The sequence below is a fragment of the Mesorhizobium sp. M4A.F.Ca.ET.020.02.1.1 genome (assembly GCF_004022645.1).
GTDB lineage: Bacteria > Pseudomonadota > Alphaproteobacteria > Rhizobiales > Rhizobiaceae > Mesorhizobium.
This window is the reverse complement of the sequence record NZ_RZOI01001069.1, coordinates 1-1,466: the sequence shown is the minus strand read 5'-3', so window position 1 is coordinate 1,466 and position 1,466 is coordinate 1. Positions and strand designations below refer to the sequence as shown.

Sequence of the window (1,466 nt, the reverse complement as noted above, 5' to 3'; positions counted from 1 at the left end):
GTTCGGGACGTCTCGCCACCTTCACCGTCGGCGGCAAGGCGCGCTACGGCGCGATCATCGGAACGGGCGTCGTCGACCTGTCGGCGCGCCATGGCGAATGGCCAACGCTGCGCGAGGCGATCGAGGCCGGTGCGCTCTCGAAACTTGTCGACGAGGCCGAAGACCTCGCCGCCGATTTCCGGGTCGAGGACATCGTCTACGAGATACCCGTACCCGCACCGGAAAAGATCATCTGCGTCGGCGTCAACTATCCGGACCGCAACGAGGAATACAAGGACGGGCCGGCGGCGCCCTCGAACCCGTCGCTGTTCATCCGCTTTCCGCGCTCCTTCGTCGGCCACGGCGCGCCCCTGGTGCGGCCGCCGGAATCGCCGCAGCTCGACTATGAGGGCGAGATCGTCATCGTCATCGGCAAGGCAGGCCGGCGGATCGCCGAGGCCGATGCGCTCGGCCATATCGCGGCGCTTTCGCTCTGCAACGAAGGCACGATCCGCGACTGGGTGCGCCACGCCAAGTTCAACGTCACACAGGGCAAGAATTTCGACCGTACCGGGTCCATCGGCCCTTGGCTGGTGCCATTCACCGACGAGGCGCAGATCGCCGACATCTCACTTGTCACCCGCGTCAATGGCGAGGTCCGTCAGCAGGACCGCACCAGCCGCATGATCTTTTCGTTCCGCAAGATCATCAACTACGTCTCGACCTTCACCACGCTGGTGCCGGGCGACGTCATCGTCACCGGCACGCCGACCGGCGCGGGCGCCCGCGTCGATCCGCCGATCTGGCTTAAGCCGGGCGACGTGATCGAGGTCGAGGCGGACGGCATCGGGCTGCTCAGCAACGGCGTAATCGACGAGGAGGGCGGTCGATGATCACGGACGAGCAAGTCGAGGACGCCGCGCGCCGACTGTTCGAGGCCGAACGCGACCGTCGCCAGATCAGCCTGCTCAGCCTCGATTTTCCGAAGGCCACGATGGACGACGCCTATCGGGTGCAGGCCGCGCTCGTGAAGCTGAAGGTCATGTCGGGACTGACGATCAAGGGCTGGAAAATCGGCCTGACCTCGAAGGCGATGCAATCGGCGCTCAGCATCGACATCCCGGATTCCGGCATTCTGTTCGACGACATGTTCTTCGAGGATGGCGGCACCGTGCCGGCCGGCCGCTTCATTCAGCCGCGCATCGAGGCCGAGATTGCCTTCGTCATGAAGGCGCCGCTCGCCGGCCCGGACGTGTGGGTCGACGACGTGCTCGACGCCACCGACCACATCACGCCATCACTGGAGATCCTCGACACCCGCATCGAGCGGGTGAACAAGGAAACCGGCAAGATCCGCACCTTCTTCGACACGATCTCGGACAACGCCGCCAATGCCGGCATCGTCGTCGGCGGCCGCGCCGCCGGCCCCCGGGACGTCGACCTGCGCTGGATGGGCGCCATCGTGTCGCGCAGCGGCGAGGTCGAGG

At 66.1% G+C, this 1,466-nt stretch carries 2 protein-coding genes; both read left to right on the top strand.

What is annotated here, in order from left to right:
- The first annotated feature begins 53 nt into the window (after window positions 1-53).
- A complete protein-coding gene (locus tag EN742_RS34880) occupies window positions 54-872 on the top strand; it encodes a fumarylacetoacetate hydrolase family protein (protein ID WP_128333875.1) in 819 nt (272 codons plus the stop codon).
- A partial coding sequence (locus tag EN742_RS34875) for a 2-oxo-hepta-3-ene-1,7-dioic acid hydratase (RefSeq protein ID WP_189375730.1) occupies window positions 869-1,466 on the top strand: 598 nt, incomplete at its 3' end. The genes EN742_RS34880 and EN742_RS34875, both read left to right, overlap by 4 nt.